The 22,330-nt window shown below is 71.5% G+C and carries 21 protein-coding genes, 2 tRNA genes and 1 other RNA gene; 15 read left to right on the forward strand and 9 right to left on the reverse strand.

Features of this window, described 5'->3' with window-relative positions:
- Positions 1–38: 38 nt before the first annotated feature.
- Both DIZ27_RS01855 and ffs read right to left on the reverse strand, forming a co-directional pair.
- Positions 39–2,318: a DNA polymerase III subunit gamma and tau gene (locus DIZ27_RS01855; RefSeq protein WP_109376458.1), complete on the reverse strand. Its 2,280-nt coding sequence runs from the start codon at positions 2,316–2,318 to the stop codon at positions 39–41.
- A gap of 74 nt (positions 2,319–2,392) precedes the next feature.
- Positions 2,393–2,487: signal recognition particle sRNA small type (gene ffs / locus DIZ27_RS01860), an RNA gene on the reverse strand.
- A gap of 73 nt (positions 2,488–2,560) precedes the next feature.
- On the opposite strand from ffs, the gene DIZ27_RS01865 reads away from it, so the two are divergent.
- A tRNA-Ser gene (locus DIZ27_RS01865) sits at positions 2,561–2,648 on the forward strand.
- A gap of 98 nt (positions 2,649–2,746) precedes the next feature.
- Here the strand turns inward: DIZ27_RS01865 and DIZ27_RS01870 are convergent.
- Entirely contained in the window at positions 2,747–4,579 is a 1,833-nt protein-coding gene (locus DIZ27_RS01870; protein ID WP_109376459.1) for a stealth conserved region 3 domain-containing protein, read from the reverse strand.
- Positions 4,580–4,593: 14 nt separating this feature from the next.
- Positions 4,594–6,195, reverse strand: coding sequence for a stealth family protein (locus DIZ27_RS01875; RefSeq protein WP_258308189.1), 1,602 nt, complete (start codon positions 6,193–6,195; stop codon positions 4,594–4,596).
- A gap of 387 nt (positions 6,196–6,582) precedes the next feature.
- Between DIZ27_RS01875 and DIZ27_RS01880 the strand changes: the two genes are divergently transcribed.
- Positions 6,583–6,804, forward strand: a complete 222-nt coding sequence (locus DIZ27_RS01880) for a hypothetical protein (RefSeq protein ID WP_109376461.1) — start codon at positions 6,583–6,585, stop codon at positions 6,802–6,804.
- Positions 6,805–6,898: 94 nt separating this feature from the next.
- Here the strand turns inward: DIZ27_RS01880 and DIZ27_RS01885 are convergent, their stop codons facing one another.
- The 3 genes from DIZ27_RS01885 to DIZ27_RS01895 form a co-directional block, all read right to left on the reverse strand.
- Positions 6,899–8,851, reverse strand: coding sequence for a copper resistance CopC/CopD family protein (locus tag DIZ27_RS01885; RefSeq protein ID WP_109376462.1), 1,953 nt, complete (start codon positions 8,849–8,851; stop codon positions 6,899–6,901).
- A gap of 206 nt (positions 8,852–9,057) precedes the next feature.
- Positions 9,058–9,666 carry a GNAT family N-acetyltransferase gene (locus DIZ27_RS01890; protein WP_109376463.1) on the reverse strand — a complete coding sequence of 203 codons (609 nt, stop codon included), beginning with the start codon at positions 9,664–9,666 and terminating at the stop codon, positions 9,058–9,060.
- Positions 9,659–11,773: a penicillin acylase family protein gene (locus DIZ27_RS01895; RefSeq protein ID WP_109376464.1), complete on the reverse strand. Its 2,115-nt coding sequence runs from the start codon at positions 11,771–11,773 to the stop codon at positions 9,659–9,661. The genes DIZ27_RS01890 and DIZ27_RS01895 overlap by 8 nt, the downstream gene beginning before the upstream one ends.
- Before the next feature lie 316 nt (positions 11,774–12,089).
- On the opposite strand from DIZ27_RS01895, the gene DIZ27_RS01900 reads away from it, so the two are divergent.
- Positions 12,090–12,386 (forward strand): type II toxin-antitoxin system VapB family antitoxin, encoded by a 297-nt coding sequence (locus tag DIZ27_RS01900; protein ID WP_109376465.1) that lies wholly within the window; start codon positions 12,090–12,092, stop codon positions 12,384–12,386.
- A gap of 258 nt (positions 12,387–12,644) precedes the next feature.
- Positions 12,645–13,271 carry a LytR C-terminal domain-containing protein gene (locus DIZ27_RS01905; protein WP_109376466.1) on the forward strand — a complete coding sequence of 209 codons (627 nt, stop codon included), beginning with the start codon at positions 12,645–12,647 and terminating at the stop codon, positions 13,269–13,271.
- 114 nt (positions 13,272–13,385) lie between these two features.
- On the opposite strand, the gene upp is transcribed toward DIZ27_RS01905, so the two are convergent.
- Positions 13,386–14,021 (reverse strand): uracil phosphoribosyltransferase, encoded by a 636-nt coding sequence (upp, locus tag DIZ27_RS01910; protein WP_109376467.1) that lies wholly within the window; start codon positions 14,019–14,021, stop codon positions 13,386–13,388.
- Between the two features lie 362 nt (positions 14,022–14,383).
- Here upp and DIZ27_RS01915 point away from each other — a divergent pair, with 362 nt between their 5' ends.
- The 8 genes from DIZ27_RS01915 (at position 14,384) to DIZ27_RS01950 (ending at position 18,965) form a co-directional block, all read left to right on the forward strand.
- Complete coding sequence (locus DIZ27_RS01915; protein ID WP_109376468.1) at positions 14,384–14,572, forward strand: hypothetical protein; 189 nt, start codon at positions 14,384–14,386, stop codon at positions 14,570–14,572.
- Positions 14,573–14,931: 359 nt separating this feature from the next.
- Entirely contained in the window at positions 14,932–15,471 is a 540-nt protein-coding gene (locus DIZ27_RS01920; RefSeq protein ID WP_109376469.1) for a hypothetical protein, read from the forward strand.
- Between the two features lie 50 nt (positions 15,472–15,521).
- Positions 15,522–15,953: a tRNA adenosine(34) deaminase TadA gene (gene tadA, locus DIZ27_RS01925; protein ID WP_109376666.1), complete on the forward strand. Its 432-nt coding sequence runs from the start codon at positions 15,522–15,524 to the stop codon at positions 15,951–15,953.
- A gap of 45 nt (positions 15,954–15,998) precedes the next feature.
- A tRNA-Ser gene (locus DIZ27_RS01930) sits at positions 15,999–16,083 on the forward strand.
- A 104-nt stretch (positions 16,084–16,187) separates the two neighbouring features.
- Complete coding sequence (locus DIZ27_RS01935; RefSeq protein WP_109376470.1) at positions 16,188–16,364, forward strand: hypothetical protein; 177 nt, start codon at positions 16,188–16,190, stop codon at positions 16,362–16,364.
- On the forward strand, positions 16,364–16,657 hold the full coding sequence (locus DIZ27_RS01940) for a Dabb family protein (RefSeq protein ID WP_109376471.1): 294 nt from the start codon (positions 16,364–16,366) through the stop codon (positions 16,655–16,657). Before DIZ27_RS01935 ends, DIZ27_RS01940 begins: the two co-directional genes overlap by 1 nt.
- Positions 16,658–16,827: 170 nt before the next feature.
- A complete protein-coding gene (locus DIZ27_RS01945) occupies positions 16,828–17,817 on the forward strand; it encodes an RNA polymerase sigma factor SigF (RefSeq protein WP_375231921.1) in 990 nt (329 codons plus the stop codon).
- A gap of 245 nt (positions 17,818–18,062) precedes the next feature.
- Complete coding sequence (locus tag DIZ27_RS01950; RefSeq protein WP_109376473.1) at positions 18,063–18,965, forward strand: RNA polymerase sigma factor SigF; 903 nt, start codon at positions 18,063–18,065, stop codon at positions 18,963–18,965.
- A 151-nt stretch (positions 18,966–19,116) separates the two neighbouring features.
- On the opposite strand, the gene DIZ27_RS01955 is transcribed toward DIZ27_RS01950, so the two are convergent.
- A complete protein-coding gene (locus DIZ27_RS01955) occupies positions 19,117–19,314 on the reverse strand; it encodes a hypothetical protein (protein WP_109376474.1) in 198 nt (65 codons plus the stop codon).
- Between the two features lie 260 nt (positions 19,315–19,574).
- On the opposite strand from DIZ27_RS01955, the gene DIZ27_RS01960 reads away from it, so the two are divergent.
- Genes DIZ27_RS01960 through DIZ27_RS01970 form a run of 3 tightly spaced genes read left to right on the forward strand, consistent with a single transcriptional unit; the run spans position 19,575 to position 22,290 of the window.
- Positions 19,575–20,069 carry a MarR family winged helix-turn-helix transcriptional regulator gene (locus DIZ27_RS01960; RefSeq protein WP_109376475.1) on the forward strand — a complete coding sequence of 165 codons (495 nt, stop codon included), beginning with the start codon at positions 19,575–19,577 and terminating at the stop codon, positions 20,067–20,069.
- A 13-nt stretch (positions 20,070–20,082) separates the two neighbouring features.
- Entirely contained in the window at positions 20,083–21,783 is a 1,701-nt protein-coding gene (locus tag DIZ27_RS01965) for an MDR family MFS transporter (protein ID WP_181383334.1), read from the forward strand.
- A gap of 9 nt (positions 21,784–21,792) precedes the next feature.
- A complete protein-coding gene (locus DIZ27_RS01970; protein ID WP_109376477.1) occupies positions 21,793–22,290 on the forward strand; it encodes a PPOX class F420-dependent oxidoreductase in 498 nt (165 codons plus the stop codon).
- Positions 22,291–22,330 lie beyond the last annotated feature (40 nt).

Here is a 22,330-nt window from a genome sequence, read left to right on the forward strand (position 1 = left end):
CCCGGCCACTCGGCTCGTTCGGGTCCATTCGTTCGTGCCTACTCGTTCATGAGCTCCTCGATCACGGTCGCACCCAGCTCCCGGACGATCAGCTCCTGGCCGGAGAGGGCGGACTCGTCCAGGTCGGGGTCGTCCTCCTCGGGGACGTCGTCCTCGGGGGAGACGGGGGGCGGTGGTTCCGGAGCGGAGGGCCGAGGCGCCGGTGCCGGAGCGGGCACGGGGGGCGCCTGCTGTGTGGAGGCGTACCCAGACGGACCGGACGCCCCCGACGGCTGGGCGGCCCCGGAGCGTTGACCGGCGCCCACACTCCCGTGACCACCGCCACCGCCGCCCGACCCACCGCCACCGTCGCCGTAACCACCGGCGCCGTAGCCCGCAGCGCCGCCGCCGTTCCGGCCCCCGGCGGGGGCCGGAACCGCCGCACCGCCCCCGGACGGGTCGACGACGGCCTCGATCTTCCACTGCACGTTGAACTGCTCACCCAGGGCCTGCCGCAGCACGTCCTCGCTGCCGCTGCTCAGGAAGTTGTCCCGCGCGCCGGAGTTCACGAAGCCGATCTGGAGGGTCGTACCGTCGAAACCGGTCACCTGGGCGTTCTGGCTGAGCAGAATCCAGGTGAACCGACGGCGGTTCTTGACCACCTCAAGGATGTTCGGCCAGAGCGCGCGGGGATCGAGCCCGCCGCCACCGCCCCCGGAGGGCCCTGGGCCCACCTGGGATGCCTGGGGCGCGGGGGCGAGGGCGGGGGCGGAAGCACCCGGAGCGGCGGCCTGGGGCCGCCCGCCGCCCGCCGCCGCGGCCGTCGGCCAGCCGCCGGGCCGGCGACCGCCTCCGGCGGAGGCCGCGGTGGGCCAGGCCCCCGGGGCGGGCGCACCGGGCGCGGGCTCGCTCGGCCCCGCAGCGGGCGGAGCCGCCGAAGCCGCAGCCGGGGGCTGAACGGGAGCCGGAGCCGGAGGCGCGGCAACCGGAGGCACCGGAGCCGGAGGCTGCACCGGCGAGGACGAGAGCGAGGGCGGGGCCTGTCCCCGAGCCGCGGCCCGAGCCGCGGCCGGACCGCCCCCCGGCGGAACCGGGGCGCCCTCGGCTCCCCCGTGGGCACCGCCCCCCGGCACGTACCCCATGGCCGGCATGCCGGCGGCGGGACCGCCCGCCGAGAAGTTCACGCCCCGCTCGATCCGGTCCAGGCGGGCCATGACCGACCGCTCGTCGCCGTACGCGGCGGGCAGCAGCACGCGGGCGCAGATCAGCTCGAGCTGGAGCCGGGGCGAGGTGGCGCCCCGCATCTCGGTGAGCCCCTCGTTGACGAGGTCGGCGGCGCGGCTGAGCTCGGCGGCGCCGAAGACACCGGCCTGGGCCTGCATCCGCTCGACGACATCGGCGGGGACGTCGATGAGCCCCTTCTCGGCGGCATCCGGGACCGCGGCGAGGATCACCAGGTCACGGAGGCGCTCGAGCAGGTCGGCGACGAACCGCCGGGGGTCGTTGCCGCCCTCGATCACGCGGTCGACGACCTCGAAGGCCGCCGCGCCGTCACCCGTCGCGAACGCCTCGACCACGGAGTCGAGCAGCGAGCCGTCGGTGTACCCGAGCAGGGAGGTGGCCATGGCGTACGTCACACCGTCGGGCCCGGCGCCGGCGAGCAGCTGGTCCATGACGGACATGGAGTCACGCACGGATCCGGCACCGGCCCGCACGACGAGCGGCAGCACACCGTCCTCGACGTGGCTGCTCTCCTTGTCGCACACCTCGCCGAGGTAGTCCCGGAGGACCCCGGGCGGCACCAGCCGGAACGGATAGTGGTGCGTACGCGACCGGATCGTCCCGATGACCTTCTCGGGTTCGGTGGTCGCGAAGATGAACTTCAGGTGCTCCGGAGGCTCCTCGACGACCTTGAGCAGGGCGTTGAAGCCCTGCGGGGAGACCATGTGGGCCTCGTCGATGATGTAGATCTTGTACCGGCTGTGGGCGGGCCCGAAGAACGCCTTCTCGCGCAGGTCACGGGCGTCGTCCACACCACCGTGGGACGCGGCGTCGATCTCGATGACGTCGATCGAGCCCGGCCCGTTGCGCGCGAGGTCCTGACAGGACCGGCACTCGCCGCACGGCGTCGGCGTGGGGCCCTGCTCGCAGTTCAGGCACCGGGCCAGGATGCGCGCGCTGGTCGTCTTGCCGCAGCCTCGCGGACCGCTGAACAGGTACGCGTGATTGACCCGGTTGTTCCGCAGCGCCTGCTGCAGCGGGTCGGTGACATGTTCCTGCCCGATGACCTCGGCGAACGACTCCGGGCGATAGCGGCGGTACAGCGCGAGAGACGACACACCTACGAGGTTATAGGCGCCCACCGACATCGGGCCCCGCCCTCGGGCGCCCCCGCGCGTACGGGCCAGGAGACGCGAACGCCCCCCACGCACCCGCCAGAGCCGACCTACCCTTGCTGCCTTCCGGCCCTGGGGGAGTTCAGTCAGATAGCGCCGCGTGAGGGGCTGCGCAAAGGCTACCTCATGTCGCGGTGAGGGAACGAGTTCGCGAGCACTCCCCTCGGTCATGTAATGTTCCTGCCGGAGGATTCGCCTAGTGGCCTAGGGCGCACGCTTGGAAAGCGTGTTGGGGGCAACCCCTCACGAGTTCGAATCTCGTATCCTCCGCCAGTGCCTCACCGGGCACGAAGTCGAAGGGCCCCACCGTTCGCGGTGGGGCCCTTCGACGTGTTCCGGGCCCTCCCTACGGGGTACCTCGCCCGTGCCCGTCAGTCGCGCAGCTGGGCCCCCTCCCGCGCCGGCTGCGGCAGGAGACTCGCCGTGAGCGGCGCGACCGGGCGCGGGGTGGTCCGGGCCGCTCTTTCGAAGCGGCTCGGGAACGGGTACTTCCGCTCCAGGAAGGCGCGGATGGCGGTCCGGGCCGCCGCCCTGTCCGCCGGGGCGGTGTCCACGTCGTTGAGGCAGAAGAAGTCGATGTCCTCACCGGCCGCGAGGCGGGCCAGGCGCCGCCTCATGTCCGGTGCGCCCAGTTGCACGTAGCGGAAGCGGTAGTCGGCCGGGACGGCCCGGCCGGTCGCGATCGCCCAGTGGTGGTGGAGCGTGGACGCCGGGGCGACGTCGGAGGTGGAGCGGAAGCGCGAGTAGGAGGTCCGCTCGAGCTCCTCGATCCCGAGGCTCTCCATCTCCCGCAGGACCGACAGCAGCTGGGGATGCGGAGTGTGCAGCGACTTGTGGGTGATGTGCCTGCCGTGGAAGCGCCTGATCACCTCGCGGGTGTTCTTGCCCGCGGAGTTCGGGGCCGGCTCCAGTGGGTGCGGGGCACCGACGCCGAGCTTCAGCGGGGACAGCGGGATCCGGGCGATGCCGTTGCCGTGGAAGAAGTGCTCGGCCCGTACCGGGCGGTTGATGAAGACGTCGTCGTTGAAGTAGAGGTAGTGCTCCGGCAGACCCGGGATGTGATGCAGCCGACTCTCTATCGCGTGCGAGTTGAAGACGGGAAGCGCGTCGGCCGGGAGGATGTCCCGGTGGTCGACCACGGTCAGACCCTCCGCGTCCGGGTCCAGCCAGGCGGGGATCTGGGAGTCGGTCACGAGGTAGACGTGCCGGACGAACCCGGCGTACATCCGCAGCGAGCGCAGCGAGTACTTCAGCTCGTCGTGGCTGGTGTAGCGGGAGGCGCCGGTCTCGCGCGGAGCGATGACACCGTCGGAGAGCACCTGATGGGCGTGGCGCTTCGCGGCCATCGCCGGGTCGTCCCCGTCGACCCAGGTGTACACGGCGTCGACGGGGAAGCGCACCTCGTCGATGCCCGGCTCGGCGAACGGGGCGAACGTCGGCACGCTGCGGTGGCGGCACGCCACCGCGGCGGGCCGCTGCGCCGCCACCGGGAGCACTTCCGACACGGGGTTGCGGCGCGGGGCGACGAGTGCCGGGCCGAAGACGTCCGGCAACCGGCTGCCGGGCACGGTGAGCCAGGAGGGGTCCGTGCCCGGGGCGGCGAGGTCCCGGCCGTGGCACCAGAACTCGATGTCGCACCCCGTTTCGAGGCCGGTGAGCACCTGCCCTCCCGGGCCGAGGCGCACCGTGCCGGTGCGGAGCACCGAGGCCCGCCTCAGCGCCCGCGGCAGCTTCCCGTCGGCCCACAGCGCCGCCTTCGTCACGGCGCCGTCCGGTCCGACGGTGCCGACGTACCCGGCGGTGTCGGCGAAGCGCTGGGCGGCCTGCGAGAGGATCACTCCGCGGTACGTCTCCTCGACGCCGATGACCTGTCGCGGCGCACCGTGCCCGTGGTCGGCGGGGACCAGGAAGTACGGGACGCCGAGCCCCTCCAGCAGGGCGCACACCCGCTCGAGGTCGGCTTCGGCGGCGTCCGCGGCGGTGTAGTCGGCGACCGTGCGGCCGTACAGCCGCATCGGTCCGAAGGTGACCCGGCGCAGCCCGGGGACGGTGGCCCGCAGGCGCCGCCGGGAGCGCGCCGCGCGCAGCGCCCAGAGCCGGGTCGACGGCCAGAGCCTCAGGCGCACCAGCGAGCCCTGGGCGGCCCGCACGCCCCCGAGCGCTCCGAGGCGGTGACGGATGTCCGTGCTGTCCGTGCCGCGCATGCTCCCGGCCCCCGTCACTTCTGCTTCTCGAAGGGGCTCGCGAAGGGGAAGTAGTGCTCCAGGAACTCGTTCATCCGGACACCGACCTGCTCCCGCTCCTCGGGCGGCACGTCGACGTCGTTGAGGCAGAAGAAGTCGAAACGGCGGTTGCGGCGCAGATCGGCCAGGCGTCGTTCGGCGTCCGGGCGGCTGATGTTCACATACCGGAAGCTGTACTTGCCCGGCACGCCGCGGCCGGTCATCAGCGCGTACTGGTAGAGCAGCGGGGCCGTCACGGCGATGTCCTGCGGCGAGCGGAAGCGGGACGCCGTGGTGCGGCGGATGTCCTCCGGGAAGAGCTCCTCGAGCGCCTCCAACGTCTTGCGTTGCTGCGGCAGCGGGGTGTGCATGAAGTTGTTCGTCGTCATCCGCCCGAACTTCTCCAGCAGCAGCCGACGGACGTTCTTGCTCGCGGAGTTGGTGGCCGTCTCCTCGGCGTGCGGCTTGCCGACGCCTATCTTGAGCGGGGACACCGGGATCTTCATCAGACCGCTGCCGTGGAAGAACTGTGCCGCGGTGACCCGGCGACCGACGAACACGTCGTCGTTGAAGTACAGGTAGTGCTCCGACAGGCCCGGGATGTGGTGCAGCCGCGTCTCGATCGCGTGTGAGTTGAACACCGGAAGGACGCCCTGCGGGAAGATGTCGCGGTGGTCGACGACCGTGATCCCCGGGGCCCGGTCGTCGAGCCAGTGCGGCTTCTGGCCGTCGGTCACGATGTAGATGTGCCGGACGAAGTCGGCGTACATCGCGAGCGAGCGCAGCGAGTACTTCAGCTCGTCGTGGCTGGTGTAGCGGGAGGCGTTGGTCTCCTTGTCCAGGATCTCGGCGATGCCGCGTTCCTGGTACCGGGCCCGCTTGGCCCTCATCTCCGGCTCCTCGCCGTCCACCCAGGTGTAGACGACGTCGACGGGGAAGGTCACGTCGTTCACGGTCGGCAGGGTGAGCGGGACGAAGCTCGGCAGCTCCCGGTCGCCGACCCGCACCGTGGCCGGCTTCTGCTCGGACGCCGGCAGTACGTCCGTGATGCCGTTGTTCCGCGGTGCGACGAGGGACTCGGCGAAGATGTCCTCGGACGCCTGCGGCTGCACCTTGGCCAGTCGGCGAGGCCCGTCGTCGGAGGCGAGGAGCTGTGCCCCGTCCTCCCAGAACTCGATGTCGCAGGCGAGTTCCGGCCCGGCGAGCAGCTGGCCCGAGGGCCCCAGGTGGTTCTCCCCGACCCGCAGTATGGGGGCCGTACGCAAGGGGGTCGGCAGTACGCCGTCCATGAACAGTGCGGGGTGCTTGAGTTTCGCGCCGGGCAGCGGTCTGCCGATGAACACCGCCTTCCCCGCGTTCTGCGCCTCGAGGGCGGTGAGGAGACGCTCCCGGTCGACGGCGTTCACGCCGACCGTGTGGCGCGTACGCGAGGCCGGCACCAGGAAGTAGGGGATGCCTCCCTGCTCCAGCGCGGCGACGACCAGGTCGAGGTTGGCGGCGGCCGCGTCGGCGGCGCTGAACCGCGTCACGACCCGTCCGTAGAGCTGCTGGCCGCGCACCGCCACCGGGCGGAGCACCGGGTCCGTGGTCGCTGCCATGCGGCGCCGCCGCATGGTGCGCAGCTGCCACACCCTTTCGGCGGCTTTTCGTTCGACTCGCGGTCTCATCCGCCGGGCAAAGGAACGCACGGTCACGTTCTGAGCTCCTCTACATGAAGCCTTATGAACCCTTGAACATCTCTGCGCTAACCAGACAGATACATGCGACGAAAGGTTGTGGAAGAGTTCCTCAAGAGTTCACAAATGGCCGACTGCGTGCACAACTGACCCACAGTCGGGCATCGGAGGGAGTCGTTGCCCGATGGGGCGGTCGCAAGGCGCCGGGCGCATACGGACACGTGCGACCGCCCGGCTCACCGGATGCGTGCGCGCCTTCGACGATCACGCCCTGGGCCCCCACGGGCACACAGGCCCATACTGGTGGCGATGACAAAGCCAGCTGCACCGAAGCGCATTCTGCCCACCAGCCCCTTCAAGGCCCCGGTCGCGCCGCCTCCCAAGCACTTCGCGGTGGGTGACCAGGTCACACACGACATGTACGGTCTCGGCCGCGTGATCGGCATCGAGGACGGAATCGCGGCACTCGTGGATTTCGGTTCGGCGCGGGAGCGGATCCTGAGCCCGTACGCCAAGATGAGCAAGCTCTGACCGGCTCCCCGGGCTGAAGTCCGGGGACTCCCGGCCTCCTCGCCGGTGCCGTGCGGGTCCGTTCCCGCACCGGTGCGGTCCCGGTGAGGGCGCCTCAGGGGTCGATGCGAATGGGGTGGGATTCGGTCACCTGGTCCACGTCCGAGACCCTGACGGTCGCCTTCATCGTCCAGGTGCCGGGAAGGGGGAGGGTGAGATCGCTGGTGGCCCAGTAGCCGCCGCGGTCGGTCAGGCCCGCGTCGATGGGGCCGACGTCCTTCTCCTCGAGGGTGAAGGACAGGCGGAGCTCCGGGATCGAGTCCAGGGCGCCGTTGGGGGCGAACGCCACCGCCTGGATGCCGTTCTCCCCGACCCGGCCCGGGTCCAGGGTGATCTGCACGCTGCCCCTCCCGCCGGGGGTGCCGATGGCGTAGGGGATGGTGACCACCGTCGCCGCGGGCAGTCCGGCGATCGGGGCGCTCTCGGCCGCATCCGCCGCCTCGGCCTCGGCGCGGGCCGGGAGGGTGCTGGTCAGCACCGACGTGATCAGCAGCACCACGGCCGCCACGACCGCTTCCGCCAGGACGGAGACGCGCAGACCTCGCCGATGGCGGTCGGGAGCGGACGCCTCGGGGGCGGGGGCATCGGGAGCGGGGGCGTCCGGTTCGGGTGACGTCCGGGCGTCGGGGGGCAGGGGTGCGGGAGGTGCGGAGGGTGTCTTGCCCGGGGCGGAGGCGGTCACGAGTTCCGGGACCCGTTGCCGCGTCGCCGACGGTGCCTTCTCCGCAACCGCAATCGCAACCGCTGCCGGTGCCGGTGCCTCCGCCGTCTCCCCGTCCGCCGCGTCCGTCGCCGGCGCCGTCTCCGTCGCCGGCGCCGCGGCCGTCGCCAGGCGGGTGGTCCAGCGGCGGGACAGGGCCGCCGCCAGGAGCAGTACGACCGTCATCACGAGCTTGGCGGTCAGGACCCTCCCGTACGCCGAGTCCCCGAGCGCCGTCCAGGAGCCGAGACCCCGCCAGGACTGGTAGACGCCGGTGACGACCAGCACCGTCACGGAGAGGAAGGCGAGGCGGGAGAAGCGGATGACCGTGGCGACGGGCAGCGGGGCCCCGGCGCGGAACAGGGTGGTGAGCAGGGCCACGAGGCCGCCGAGCCAGCAGGCCATCGCCAGCAGGTGCAGCACGGACGACGCCATCGCCAGCGGGACCTGGATACCGGCCGAGGCGTGTTCGGCGGCCGCCCAGGTCAACGCCAGCGCGACGGCCAGGACGCCGCCCACGGCGAGCTGGGCGGGCGGTGTCCGGTCGCCGGCGTCCGGCTCACGGCGGCGGGTGAGGCGGGGCAGCCACAGGAGGACGGCCGCCGTGAGCACCAGCAGCGCCACCCGGGCCAGCATGGCGATGCCCGGCCGCCCGGTGAGGATGCCGGTGAAGGCCGAGAGGTCGAACGCCGTCGCGGGCGACGTGCCCTTCTCGTACGGGGCCCGCAGGACGAGGAGGACCAAAGTGGCCGTCAGCAGCGTCCACCAGCCCGTGACCAGCGGCATCCGCAGCGGGGCGGTGTCCGGCGGGCGGCACAGGGCCGCGAACGCCACCGTGCCGATGAGCAGGGCGGCGGCGACGTACGCGAGGTAGCGGCCGGTGTTGTAGAGGCTCGAGGTGACCGGGTGCTCCGTCGGGGCCTCGGGTGCGGCGGGCGCGGCGGGCGAGGGCTTGCCGATGGAGAACGTGAAGGCACCGGAGACGGGGTGGCTGTCCGCGGAGACCACCCGCCAGGCGACCGTGTAGGTGCCGTCGTCGAGCCCGTCGGGCAGGTCGACACGCGCGGTGTCGGACCTGCCGTCGGCGTGCCGCGGCTCGCCCAGCTTCACCCGGTGGTTGTCGGGGCTGTAGACGCGGAACGAGTCGTCGAGCAGGGCGACGGACTCCGTGAAGGTCAGGGTGACGTGCTGCGGGGCGGACTTGACGACGCTTCCGTCCTCGGGGACGGCCTCGCGGACGGCCGCGTGCGCGCTCGCCGGTCCGGCGCTGCCGAGGAGGAGCAGCACCAGCACGGTGCCCAGCAGCACCAGCCCTTGAAGTCGCCGGGTTCCGCGGCCCGTTCCTGCGTCGCGTCCGCCATCGCCCACCGCCCGGCTGCCCCGTCGCTGCACCTTGTTCCCCGCCTTTCGGCAATCCGGCTTCAGGCTGAGTACGGACGGGGGGCGCAAAACACTCACCTCCCCCGGGGAAACCACGGCTTCCCCGGGGAGCCACGGCGGCACGGGCAAAGCCGTCACCCGCCGAGGGCCGCCTCCCGGGTGAAGAAGGCGAGTCGGGCCCTCTTCTCCGGCAGGTACACGTCCGGCAAGTCGATCTCGGGCAGGACGACCGCGGGGCCGGCCGTGAAGCCCTGCCGCAGGAAGCGGGCGATCGCCTTCTCGTTGGCCACGTCCGGGTCGACCACCACGCGCTCGCGGTCCAGGCCCAGCAGCACGAACGTGACGACGCCGGCGATCAGCGCGGCCGTCCACCCGGGGCGCGCGCCGCCCGGTGCGGCGGGCGCGAGCAGCAGATGGAGGCCGATGTCGCCGGGTTCGACGGGGTAGCACTCACCGACCCGGTCGGCCTCCGGTTCGTAGGTCTGGAACAGGGCGGCCGGCTCACCGTCCTTGACGAGGAGGTACGCGTGGTGGGTGTCGAGCGTGTCCATGTGGGCGTAGATCTCGGCCACTTGCCGCTCGGTGAGGCCGTTCATGCCCCAGAAGACGGCGCGTTCCCCGCTCACCCAGCGGTGCAGCAGGGGCGCGTCGGCCGACGGGGCGAGCGGCAGGACGCGCAGGGAGCCGAAACCGTCGACCACCTGCTCGTGGACGGCCGCGCGGGAGTCGTACGGGTCAGACATCGGTCTCCTTCCGCAACCGCGCCCAGTCGGTGACGACCGGGACGAGATCTCCCGTGAGCCACAGGGCCAGTTGGTCTCGGTGATGGGGTGATCCGGGGACGCCCGAGGCGCCGAGCGGCACCACCCAGCGGCTGTCCTCACGGCGGGCCAGGTCCCAGACGTACCGGGCGGCCGGGCCGCGTGCCGCGAGGTCGGTGAGGCCGGGCACGGAGGAGGTGCACAGCACGCAGTCGTGGTCGCCCGACAGACCGGGTTCGTCGTACGGCGTCGTGGGCGGCAACGCCCGCCAGGGCGCCGACCGGTGGGTGTCGCCCCAGGTGCCGGCAGGCGGCCGGACGGCCACCTCCTCCAGTGCCGCGCGGACCGCGGCCGGGCGGTCGATGCCGTACAACTCCTCTGCGGTGAGGAGGTGTTCGAGCGCGAAGCCGATGCGCGGGAGCAGCGCCAGCCAGGGCAGGAAAACCTCCGGCCAGGCCGGGGACGTGGTCAGTGCGGCGAACGCGGGGTGCTCCGCGAGCCGCCGTACGACCGCGCCGCGCACCGCGGCGAAGACAGCCGCGTCGGCGCTGTCCGCGTCCATGCGCCGGTCCCAGCGCAGCAACCGGTCGCGCAGACCGGCCGCCGGACCGGTCAGGCCCTCGAGGGCGGCGAGGTGGTCCAGCAGGGCGGTGGCGGAGGCGAGGTGGGTGTCCATGTGGAGGGCGGGCATGTCGGCCGCGGACCAGTGCTCCTTCCGCGCGAGCAGGGCGGCGATGCGGTCGGCGCGGTGCGGCGGTGCGAACTCGACCCCGAGGGGGGAGGCCGGGCCGCGCTGGTTCGCCATCACGGCGACACCGTCGGTCAGCCCGGCGCGCGGTGGCTCGTGCCATCCCTGCCAGTCGTGGCCCGGCTCCCACGCGGGCACCGGACGGGTCCCGTTGGCCTCGGCCCGGACCGGCACCCGGCCGGCCACCCGGTGCAGCGTGCCGCCTTCGGTGTCGGCGGCCTGGATCACGTTGACGGGCTCGGCCCACAGGTCGACGGCCCGGTCCACGTCGGCGACCCGGCGGGCCCGCAGCAACGGCAGCAGGGCACCGAAGCCCAGGTCCCCGGTGACGCGCGGCGGGTAGCGCAGGGCGAGAGCGACCGGGGGCACGCCGGGCTCGGGCACGCCGTCGTCGAGGCCCTCGGGGCCACCGATGACCACCGGCCCGCGGTCGGTCTCGATCACCTCGACCCCGACCGGTTCCTCACCGGCGACCTCGATGGTCTCGGTGTGCCGGGCGGCCCGCCGCCAGACCCCGTCCGGACCGAGCGCCTCCACGCCTGCGCCGGTGCGCCGGAGTTGCTCCCGGTAGAGGTCCTGGTAGTCGGCCATGGCGTTGGTGATCGCCCAGGCGACCGTGCCGGTGTGACCGAAGTGGGCGATGCCGGGGACACCGGGCACGGCGAGGCCGACGACGTCGAACTCCGAACAGGACAGGTGGATCTGCTGGTAGACGCCGGGGTCCTCGATGAAGCGGTGCGGGTCCCCCGCGATGACGGCCCGCCCGGTCACCGTCCGCTCCCCGGCGACCAGCCAGCCGTTGCTGCCGGAGCTGTTGGGGCCGTCGGCGGCGAACAGCCCGACGGCGTCCGCGCCGAGGTGCTCGGCGACCCGCTCGCGCCAGAGCTTCGCGGGGAAGCCGGCGAACAGGATGTGCGTGGCGATCCAGACCGCGAGCGGTGTCCAGGGCTCCCAGCGGCCGGGCGTGAGGCCGGTGCGAGCGAACTCGGGGGCGGTGGCGGAAGCCAGCCCCTCGTTGACGCCCGCCACGTACGCCCGTAGCCAGTGCGCCGTCTCTGCATCCCGTCGTCCCTGTCGTCCCCGTCGTCCCCGTCGTTCCAGCTCGGCGAAGCAGCGGCGGGCCGTGTCGGCCAGGCGGGCGCGGCGGGCGAAGCGGTCCCAGGGGAGGGCCTCGGGGCCGAGGAAGGACGCCGAGGTGCCCTGCGCCCTGTGCCGCTCGACCTCCAGTTGCCAGGCGCGGTCGAGGGCGGTGACCCGGCCCTGGAGACGGGCGAGTTCGATCGCGTCGTCCGCGCGCAGATGCGGAATTCCCCAGTCGTCCCGAAAGATCTCACCGGCCACTGTGCCCCCGTTCCTTTAGGTTAGGCTCCCCTAAGTAAGCCGTGGGCGGAATCGTACGCGAAGGGTGAGTACGCGATGGGGCGGGGTCGGCAGGGCCACGGGGTACGCGAAGGCGACCGCGAAGTGGTCACGGCGTCAGCCACGTGTCCTGCCCCAGGTGATGGGCCGCTCGGGAGATCGTCCACGGGAGGAATGCGTCGGCAACCCGGCCACACCCACCCCCTTTGACGGAAATCGACCACGACTCGCCCGGACTTGCCCACGTGTCCGAGCCGTGAGGCTGCGCCCGGAACGTCTTGACCGGTAGGCTTTCCGTGTGATCTTCAAGCGCATCGGAAACGGCCGGCCGCACCCCGACCACGGCCGGGAAAGCACCCGGCAGTGGGCGGACGTCGCGCCGCGCCCGGTCCGCCTCGATCAGCTCGTCACGACGAAGCAGCAACTCGACCTCGAGACCCTCCTCGCCGAGGACTCGACCTTCTACGGCGACCTCTTCGCGCACGTCGTGAAGTGGCAGGGCGATCTCTATCTGGAGGACGGCCTGCACCGCGCGGTGCGGGCGGCGCTCCAGCAGCGCCAGGTGCTGCACGCCCGCGTCCTCGAGCTGACCTGACCCTCCCCCGGACTCCGTCCGGGGGGACCCCAGCCGCCGGCACGTCCGCGCGGAACCGACCCCGGCCCAGGAGCCCTCGGCGTGCCGCCGGGCACCTTCGGCTTCCCCCGGTCGACCCGCCCGCGGCCCCGGGCGAAACCTGACCGAGCCCGCTTTGGCCCTTTCGGGTTGGACTGCGTGGCATCCGATGATCATCTAGTAGGCATTACCGGCGGAGCGCACTACGCTGCGCCCATGAGCATGCTGACTCCTCCCGGCATGGGCGGCCAGTACCGGATCCGGGGTGACAAGTACCCGCGGATGCGCCGACCCCGTCGCCGCGGCAGGCTCGTCGCCCTGGCCACCGCGTCCCTCGCGGTGCTCGGCGTGGCCGGCTGGGGCACGCTGCAGCTCTTCGACGTCTTCACCGGCGACAAGAACCCCGCCTCCGCGGTCGGCGTCAAGGCGGGCTGTGCCCCCAAGGCGAGCCCCTCGCCGAGCCCCAGTCCCGCCCGCAGCGCCGCGCTCCCCGAACCCGGCCGGATCACGGTCAACGTCCTCAACGCCACGACCCGCAGCGGCCTGGCCCAGAAGACCGCCGACGAGCTGGAGAAGCGCGGCTTCAAGATCGGCGACGTCGGCAACGCGACCGAGGAGTACGACAAGAAGGTCAAGGGCACCGGTGTGCTGCTCGGGCCCACGTCCGCGCTCAAGTCCTCGCTGCCGGTGCTCGGCGCTCAGCTCGCCGACGCCGAACGCCGTACCGAGGCCTCCCGCAAGGGCGGCGAGCTCGACCTCATCATCGGCGACGGCTTCACCCGGCTGACGGCGAAAGCGGACGCCGACCGGGCCCTGACCGCACTGACCGCCCCCAAGCCGGCGCCCACCGCGAAGAAGAGCTGCTGAAGCCGCGGCGGCCGCACGGGAGCACGGCACCCGGACGGCCGCGGGACAGGGACCCACGCGCGCACCGGACGAGGGTCCACGCGCACTACCGGGCTGCCACTCGGCCCTGTTCGGCTATTCGGCCGCCCCGTACATCCGGTCCCCCGCGTCGCCGAGGCCCGGCACGATGTAGCCGTGCTCGTTGAGGCGCTCGTCGACCGACGCGGTCACGACGGTCACCGGGGTGCCGGCCAGCTCGCGCTCCATGACCTCGACGCCCTCCGGCGCGGCCAGCAGCACCACGGCGGTCACGTCGTCCGCGCCCCGCTTGATCAGCTCCTGGATCGCGGCGACCAGCGTGCCGCCGGTGGCGAGCATCGGGTCCAGGACGTACACCTGGCGGCCGGACAGGTCCTCCGGCATCCGGGTGGCGTACGTCGCCGCCTGCAACGTCTCCTCGTCGCGGATCATGCCGAGGAAACCCACCTCGGCGGTCGGCAGCAGCCGGACCATGCCGTCCAGCATGCCGAGACCGGCCCGCAGGATCGGTACCACCAGCGGGCGCGGGTGGGACAGCTTGACACCCGTGGTCGGCTCCACCGGCGTCCGGATGTCGACCTGTTCGGTGCGCACGTCACGCGTGGCCTCGTAGGCGAGCAGGGTGACCAGCTCGTCGGCGAGGCGACGGAAGGTCGCGGAGTCGGTGCGCCGGTCGCGCAGCGTGGTGAGCTTGTGTGCGACCAGGGGGTGGTCGACGACGTGGAGACGCATGTCCCCACATTAACCGGGCCGAGCCGGGCCCTGCTCCCCCGTGGGTGGCAAGCTCTTCGGCCCGCGACCACTCCTTCGCTGGCGTCAAACCGCCTGTCCGGGGGAAAGTGGGAGGGACGGACTGGGGTGATGAAGCAATGCCTGAACGGGATTCCCGAGACGAGCCGTCGACACGCGGGACATCCGGAGCACGCGAGATACGTGACATGCGCGGCATACGCGAAATACGCGGCATACGCGGAATACGCGGCATACCAGGAGCACCCGGTGCACCCGGAGCACGTGGAAGACGCGGAGCACCCGGCGGCACGCCCGGCACTTCCGGCGAGTCCGACGCATCGGAGGCGTCCTACGCATCCGGCGTGTCCGGCGTACCCGGTATGACCGGCCCGCCCGGGGCGGACGAGACGGAGGCCGAGCGGCGGCAGCGCCGTGCCCGGTTCCTGCGCGAACTCGCCGAGGCCAGGGAACTGCGCAACCGGGTCCAGCCGCGCCGCGCCAAGGCGGCCCGGCTGCGGCACGCGATGCGCATGCGGACCTTCCGCTGGTAGGGCCCCGCGAGGAGTCCCCCGCCGGGCCCCCGGTGGGGGCGGCGCCGAAAGGGTGAGCCGGGCGCGGGAAGCTCACGACGCATGCGGGTGTTTGCCGCAGTGGCCCTACGGGCTGGACGGGCAGAGCCGCGTACGATCCGCGTATGGCGAGGGCGAGCGCGCCGACGGGTCCCCTACGGGAACACCGGCGGCGTGGGTGCAAAACTGCCGGACACAGGGGACCGAAGACATCCCCTGACGGCCTTGTTTCTGCCACGATTCCGAGTGGGCGGGGGCGGGGCTCGAAGAGCACTCCCCGTCCGCAACCTCCGCCGGGGGGACCCCCGACCGGCACACCTAAGACCAGTGGGAGAGTCACGGTGTACTTCGCCGCACTGCTCGCGCGCACCGAAGACGGGTGGGAAGCGAGCGACACGGAACTCGACGATGTGGAGACCCTGTCGGATCTGGCCGACCTGGCCCGGGAGGCCGCACCCGACGAGGACACGGTGCTCGTACTGATCGAGCAGGAGGACGGCTGGTTCGGCGTCGTCCGCGTGGACGGCGAGGAGGACCCTCGTATCTACGTGTCCGACGCCGCGGCCGCCGCCCGCAGCAGTTACGGCGAGATCCTGCTCACCGACGAACTGCTCGGCCGGGAGCCCGGGGACGACGGCACCGACCTGGACGCCCTCGACCTCGACGGCACGGAGGACGGTGAACCGGACGACGACGGCGCCGACGAGGTCGTCGCGGGCGCCGGCTCCGGCGAGTCCGTGCCGCACGGGCCGGTCGGCGACGCCCGGGTCCTGGACGACCTGGGCGTGAGCGAGAAGGAACTGCGTTCGCTGTCCGGAGACGCGCTCGGCGAGATCGCCGAGGTCCTGGGCGCCTCGGAGGTCCTGGAGACCGTCCGCTGACCGGGAACACCCATCCGCCCGACCCGGTGCGCGACCCCTGGCGGGCCGCGATGCGGCTCGCCCTGGACGAGGCCGAACTGGCCGTCCGGGGCGGGGACGTACCCGTCGGCGCGGTCGTGCTGGCCCCGGACGGCAGCACCGTGCTGGCCTCCGGGCACAACGAACGCGAGGCCGGTCCCGACCCCACGGCCCACGCGGAACTGCTCGCCCTGAGGCGGGCCGCCGCGAAGCTGGGGGAATGGCGGCTGGCCGGCTGCACCCTCGTGGTGACGCTGGAACCGTGCACGATGTGCGCGGGCGCGATCCAGCAGTCGCGGGTGGACCGGGTCGTCTACGGCGCCCGGGACGAGAAGGCCGGCGCGGTCGGCTCCCTCTGGGACGTCGTCCGCGACCGGCGACTCAACCACCGGCCGGAAGTCGTCGAGGGAGTGCTCGCCGAGGAGTGCGCCGATCTGCTCACGGCGTTCTTCCGGAACCGCTGAATACCGATTTCAAACCATCGCGCCCCTTGCTGTAAGGTCTCCCTCGGTAGCGTGTCCGAGCGGCCGAAGGAGCTCGCCTCGAAAGCGAGTGTGGCGCAAGTCACCGTGGGTTCAAATCCCACCGCTACCGCTCTTGAAGGGCCTCGTCGGCAGACGGGGCCCTTCGTGCGATCATGGGCCCGCCCGGCACGTACGGGTGACGCCGGTGCACCACAGTGACAGGGGAGGGCCGCGATGGCGGTGAACGCGAAGAAGGTCGCCGTTTATGTCCTCGTGGTCTTCGCGCTGTATGTGATCATCACGGATCCCCTCAAGGCGACCGGCTACGTCCAGATAGTGTTCGAGGGCATCTCCGACGCCGCGAACGCCGTCGGCGACTTCATGACCTGGCTCGCGAACGGAGGAGGCTGATGATCCGCCATCTGGTCCTCTTCAGGCTGAACGAGGGTGTCGAGCGCGACGATCCGCGCGTCGTGCGGGGCGTGGAGGCGTTCCGTTCGCTCGACGGCGAGATCCCGGAGATCCGTTCCTGGGAGTGCGCCTGGAACATCAGCGACCGGCCCATCGCCTACGACTTCGTCATCAACTCGGCGTTCGAGGACGCCGACGCGCTGCGCCGGTACGTGGAGCACCCCAGGCACCAGGCGGGTGTCGGGCTGTGGCGCGAGTTCGCCACGTGGGTGATCGCCGACTACGAGTTCTGAGCCTCCGCCCCGGAAGCCCTCCACCATGACAGTGGAGGGCTTTTGCGCATCATTAGGAATGAACCGCCCCTCAACACGGAATATGCGGTGCTTGCACATACTGAGCATGTCTTGTGATGCTATGACCGCTTTTGACGGATGAGTCGACCGATGAAGAGGTGGCGTTGACCGTGTCGGCCAATACTGCGCCGCCCCAGGACCAGGTGTCCGCCCTGACCCCGGCTCCGGCTCAGTCCCCGGACTCGACCGCCCCGGACCCGACCGCCCCGGACCCGACCCCAGCCCCGGACCCGACCCCGGCTCACCCCTCGACGCAGTCCTCCGCGCCCCCGCCCACACCTCCGCCGACGGCCGAACAGCCACCGGCCCCGAAGCCCGCCCCGTCACCGGCCAAGCGTCGCGGCGCCGACACCCGGGCCCTGACCCAGGTGCTGTTCACCCAGTTCAAGGATCTCGAGCCGGGCACGCCGGAGCACACCCGGGTGCGCACGGCGCTCATCGAGGCCAACCTGCCGCTCGTGCGCTACGCCGCCGCCCGCTTCCGCTCCCGCAACGAGCCGATGGAGGACGTGGTCCAGGTCGGCACCATCGGGCTCATCAACGCCATCGACCGCTTCGACCCGGAGCGGGGCGTGCAGTTCCCGACGTTCGCGATGCCCACGGTGATCGGCGAGATCAAACGGTACTTCCGCGACAACGTCCGCACCGTCCACGTACCGCGCCGGCTGCACGAGTTGTGGGTGCAGGTCAACAGCGCCACCGAGGACCTCACGACCGCCTTCGGACGCTCCCCGACGACCGCCGAGATCGCCGAACGGCTGCGCATCAGCGAGGAGGACGTACTCTCCTGCATCGAGGCCGGGCGGTCGTACCACGCCGCCTCCCTCGAGGCCGCACAGGAGGGCGACGGGCCCCCCGGCCTGCTGGACCGGCTCGGTTACGAGGATCCGGCACTGGACGGCGTCGAGCACCGCGACCTCGTCCGGCACCTGCTCGTCCAACTTCCCGAGCGGGAGCAGCGGATCCTGCTGCTGCGGTACTACAGCAATCTCACCCAGTCGCAGATCAGTGTGGAACTCGGCGTCTCGCAGATGCACGTGTCCCGGCTGCTCGCGCGCAGCTTTCAGCGGCTGCGGTCCGCGAACAGGATCGACGCGTAACCCGAAAGGGGCAATCGCTCACTAGTGCCCATCTTGGCGCTTCTGGGCTGAAACACCGCCAGTTCCCTTGTTTCCAGGGCTGATTCGTCACTCGGATGTCGACATGTCACTACAGCGCGTTGCCGACATGTGACATTCTGCGGGAAGCGCGTTTGCCGAGGCTCCGGCTCCGGTATTCAGGTGAGGGCTGCGTTCCTCGGACGGGAACGTTCGCCCCGACCGTCCCGCGACCCAAAGGGGGTGGCATGTCCGCAGACCAGGGCAGCTCGAAGGTGCTCACGCTCGCGGAGAGCGAGACAGCTCCCAATGCTCTCGACGCACTCGGCCCCATCGATGACGTCCCGGCCCTCGCGGCCGCGCCCGCTCCAGAGCTTCCGGACACGGCGGCCATCGACACCCGCACCCTGTCCCGCTCCCTGTTCCTGCGGCTCGCCGCACTCGACGAGGACAGCCCGGAGCGCGGCTATGTCCGGGACACCCTGATCGAACTCAACCTCCCGCTGGTGCGGTACGCCGCGGCGCGCTTCCGCTCGCGCAACGAGCCGATGGAGGACATCGTCCAGGTCGGCACCATCGGGCTGATCAAGGCGATCGACCGCTTCGACTGCGAACGGGGCGTGGAGTTCCCGACGTTCGCGATGCCGACGGTGGTCGGCGAGATCAAGCGGTTCTTCCGCGACACGTCGTGGTCGGTGCGGGTGCCGCGCCGGCTGCAGGAGCTGCGCCTGGCGCTCACGAAGGCCGGCGACGAGCTCTCCCAGAAACTCGACCGCTCCCCGACGGTTCCCGAACTCGCCGCGGTGCTGGGCGTGTCGGAGGAGGACGTCGTCGACGGACTCGCGGTCGGCAACGCGTACACGGCGTCCTCGCTGGACTCCCCAGCCCCCGAGGACGACGGCGGCGAGGGCTCCCTCGCGGACCGCCTCGGCTACGAGGACACGGCACTGGAGGGCGTGGAGTACCGGGAGTCGCTCAAGCCGCTGCTCGCCAAGCTGCCGCCCCGCGAGCGGCGGATCATCATGCTGCGGTTCTTCGCCAACATGACCCAGTCACAGATCGGCGAGGAGGTCGGCATCTCCCAGATGCACGTCTCCCGGCTGCTCACCCGGACCCTGGCCCAGCTGCGTGAGGGCCTCATCTCGGACTGAGCACGGCTGAGCCACCGGTCGGCGGAGCGTCGGCGACTGCCGCCGCTCCGCCCCGGGAACCCCGTCCCGGAACCTCAAGTTCCGGGACGCGGACCTCCGGCCGCCGGAACGCCCCTCGTGGGCGTGACGGCGGCCTTCGCGCGTCCGGTCGTCAGGCCAGCGCCAGCCAGGCCACCGCCGCGACGATCGCCACGGCGACGACGACACCGATGATCAGGCCGATACGCGGACCGCCACCGCTCGTCGCGGCGGCCTGCTGCCCCTGAGGGGCGTCGTCGACGAACGCGCGGAACATCTGAGTGCTGCCGGCGGGGTCGTGGTTGCCCTGGGGGGCCTGGGAGTTAGCCATGGCCCGAGACACTAGCGAATTGCCGACGCGAGCCCCAAGTGGGGGCGTGCGTAACGCGCCTGACCGCCTCCACCATCGGTCGGGCCGTCCTCGGGCGCGGGACATCCGGCCCTGAGCACGCGACGCCGGGGGACTCACCTGCGGGTTTACGATTCGCAATACTTGCCTTTGCCAAGTTTTAAGGCGCCCGCACCCCTTTTTGCTTGTCTGTGGCAACCATCGACTTCTATCGTTGCCCTAAGCAACAAATGGGAGGTGTGATGGCCGAGCAGGCTCAGTACGAGGAGCTCGTACGGCAGCTCAGCGCTTTCAGCGCGGTGAAGCGGGAGCTCCGCCGGAACATGCCGGCCGACTGTCACAGCGGCTCCGCCGCCGTGTTGACGGCACTCGGCCGCCACGGCGACATGCACATGAGCAGGCTCGCCGAGCTGCTCGTCCTCGACCTGTCGGTCACCAGCCGCCACGTCGCCCATCTGGCCGAGCGCGGGTGGATCGAGCGCTCCCCCGACCCGGCCGACAAGCGCTCCCGCATCCTGCGCGTCACCCCGGCGGGCCACGCCCGGCTCGGCGAGCTGTTCCGGCGGACCACGCACCTGCTCGCCGAGCGCCTGGACGACTGGTCCGACGAGGAGATCGGGCAGCTCACCCAGCTCATGGCCCGGCTCAGGGACAGCTTCGGCGACTGCCGTCCCACGCCCCGCGCGACGCCGCCGCCCAGCCCCGCGGAGAGCACGTACACGCCCGCACACACTTAAGAGAAGGAAGCCCATGGCAACGACCACACCGACCGGTGTGCGAGCTCATGCCAAGCACGGGGGAGGCTCCACGAACAGCACTGCCCCGATGACCCACCGGCAGATCCTGGAGGCACTGTCGGGCCTGCTGCTCGGCATGTTCGCCGCGATCCTGTCCTCCACCATCGTCTCCAACGCCCTGCCCGAGATCATCACCGACCTCGGCGGCGGTCAGAGCGCCTACACCTGGGTCGTGACGGCCGCACTGCTGTCGATGACGGCGTCCACCCCCCTGTGGGGCAAGCTCGCCGACCTGGTCAGCAAGAAGGCGCTGGTCCAGCTGGCCCTGATCGTCTTCCTCCTGGGCTCCGTGTTCGCCGGCATGGCGCAGAACTCCGGCATGCTGATCGGGGCCAGGGTCGTCCAGGGGCTGGGCGCCGGCGGGCTGACCGCGCTGGCCCAGATCATCATGGCCGCGATGATCTCCCCCCGGGAACGCGGCCGTTACTCCGGCTACCTGGGCGCGACCTTCGCGGTCGCGACCGTGGGCGGCCCGCTGGTCGGCGGCGTGATCACCGACACCTCCTGGCTCGGCTGGCGCTGGTGCCTGTACGTCGGTGTGCCGTTCGCGCTGATCGCCCTGGTCGTCCTGCAGAAGACGCTGCATCTGCCGGAGACCAGGCGCAAGGTGAAGGTCGACTGGGCCGGCGCCTTCTTCATCACCGCGGCCGTCAGCCTGCTGCTGATCTGGGTCACCTTCGCGGACGACAGGTTCGCCTGGCTGTCCTGGCAGACGTACGTGATGCTCGGGGGCGCGCTCCTGCTCACCCTGGTCTTCCTCTTCACCGAGACGAAGGCCTCCGAGCCGATCATCCCGCTGCGGCTGTTCCGCAACAGCACCATCACGCTGGCCTCGGTCGCCTCGTTGTTCGTCGGTATCGCGATGTTCGTCGGCACCATCTTCTTCAGTCAGTACTTCCAGCTGGCGCGGAACGAGTCCCCGACCATGTCGGGCGTCCTGACCATCCCGATGATCGCCGGCCTGTTCGTGTCGTCGACCGCCTCCGGTCTGATCATCACCCGGACCGGCAAGTGGAAGGCCTGGCTGGTCTCCGGCGGTGCGCTGCTGACCGCCGGCCTGGGGCTGCTGAGCACCATGCGCTACGACACCCCGTACTGGCACATCGGCGTCTTCATGGCGCTCATGGGCCTCGGCGTCGGCATGATGATGCAGAACCTGGTGCTGTGCACCCAGAACCAGGTCGCCCCGAGCGACCTCGGGGCCGCCAGTTCGGTCGTCACCTTCTTCCGGTCGCTCGGCGGCGCGGTGGGCGTCTCGGTGCTCGGCTCCGTGATGACGACCCGGATCAGCCACTACGCCGAGGACACCATCGGCACGCTGAGCCCGCAGGAGCAGGCCGGTGCCGCCAAGGCGCTCGGCTCCGGTGAACTGCCGGACATGGACCTGCTGCCCGCGGGCATCCGCACCTGGCTGGAGAGCGCCTACGGACACGGCATCGCCGACCTCTTCCTGTACGTCGCCCCGGTCGCGTTCCTCGCCTTCCTGGTGACCCTGTTCATCAAGGAGGTCCCGCTGCGGACCACGGGCGCGCTGACCCAGGCCGCCGAGGCACAGGTCGACGCCCGGGTACCGGCGACGGTCGCGGCGGCGACGGGGACGGTCGAGGCCTCCGGGCCGGAGTCGCGCCGTTCTCCGGACGCCGAGTCCACCTAGGCTGCCCCCATGGCACCGAACATCGCGACGAACACCCGTGTATCGCTCGACGAGTTGCTGGACTTCGTACGACCCCGGCACCGCGCGATCCTGCTGACCCGGCGGGCCGACGGCAGCCCCCAGGGCTCCCCGCTGACCTGCGGGGTCGACGACTCGGGCCGGATCGTGGTCTCCACCTACCCGGAACGCGCCAAGACGCGCAACGCCAAGAGGGACAGCCGGGTGAGCCTGATCGTCCTCAGCGACGAGTGGAACGGGCCCTGGGTGCAGATCGACGGCACGGCCGAGGTCGTGGACCTGCCCGAGTCGGTGGAGCCGCTGGTGGAGTACTACCGGAACATCGCCGGGGAACACCCCGACTGGGACGAGTACCGGGCGGCCATGGTCAAGCAGGGCAAGTCGGTCATCCGGATCACCCCGGAGCGGTGGGGGCCGGTGGCGACGGGCGGGTTCCCGGCTCGGCTGGTCGAAGGGGAACAGGAAGAACAGGAAGAGCAGGGGAAGTAGGCAGAAGGGACAGGGGAGCACGAGGGGGGAGCGTGGGGCG

It is taken from the genome of Streptomyces sp. NWU339, from assembly GCF_003143855.1.
In the GTDB taxonomy this organism is placed as follows: domain Bacteria; phylum Actinomycetota; class Actinomycetes; order Streptomycetales; family Streptomycetaceae; genus Streptomyces.